The sequence below is a fragment of the Kitasatospora misakiensis genome (assembly GCF_042656005.1).
Taxonomy (GTDB): Bacteria; Actinomycetota; Actinomycetes; order Streptomycetales; family Streptomycetaceae; genus Kitasatospora; species Kitasatospora misakiensis.
Window position 1 is genome coordinate 1 of sequence record NZ_JBHSOF010000145.1, and the last position, 714, is coordinate 714.

A 714-nucleotide genomic window follows, 5' to 3' on the forward strand; every position below is an offset into this window, starting at 1 on the left:
CCGCCGACGTGTCCGACGACGACTCGGTGCGCTCCGCCGTCGAGGCGGCGGCGGGGGTCCTGGGCGGGATCGACGTCGTGGTGAACTGCGCGGGGATCAGCGCGGTCGGTACGGTCGAGGACAATCCGGACGAGCAGTGGCAGCGCGTGCTGGGCGTCAACGTCCTGGGTGTCGTGCGCACCACGCGGGCCGCCCTGCCGTACCTGCGGCGCTCCCCGCATGCGTCGGTGGTCAACATCGGTTCGATCTGCGTCACGACGGGTCTGCCGCAGCGGGCGCTGTACGCGGCCGGCAAGGGCGCGGTCATGGCGTTGACGCTGTCGATGGCCGCCGACCACGTGCGTGAGGGCATCCGGTTCAACTGCGTCAACCCCGGCACGGTCGACACCCCGTGGGTGGCCCGGCTGCTGGCCGGCGCCCCGGACCCGGAAGCCGAGCTCGCCGCCCTGCGCGCGCGTCAGCCCACCGGCCGGCTGGTCACCGCCGAGGAGGTGGCGGCCGCGATCACCTACCTGGCCTCGCCCGCCGCGGCCTCGGTCACCGGCACCGCGCTCGCGGTCGACGGCGGTATGGCGGGCCTGCGCCTGCGGCCCGAAGGGAAGTCGTGACGATGCGCCAGAACATCCTCGGGCCGGGGCCGGTGCGGGTCAGCGAGCTCGCCTTCGGTGCGGCGGGGATCGGCAACCTGTTCACCGCCGTCAGCGACGAGGAGGC

The 714-nt window shown here is 74.2% G+C and carries 1 protein-coding gene; it reads left to right on the forward strand.

Annotated features, from left to right (window positions below; translation table 11 throughout):
- A partial coding sequence (locus tag ACFP3U_RS36970) for an SDR family NAD(P)-dependent oxidoreductase (protein WP_380230161.1) occupies positions 1-608 on the forward strand: 608 nt, incomplete at its 5' end.
- Between the last annotated feature and the right edge of the window lie 106 nt (positions 609-714).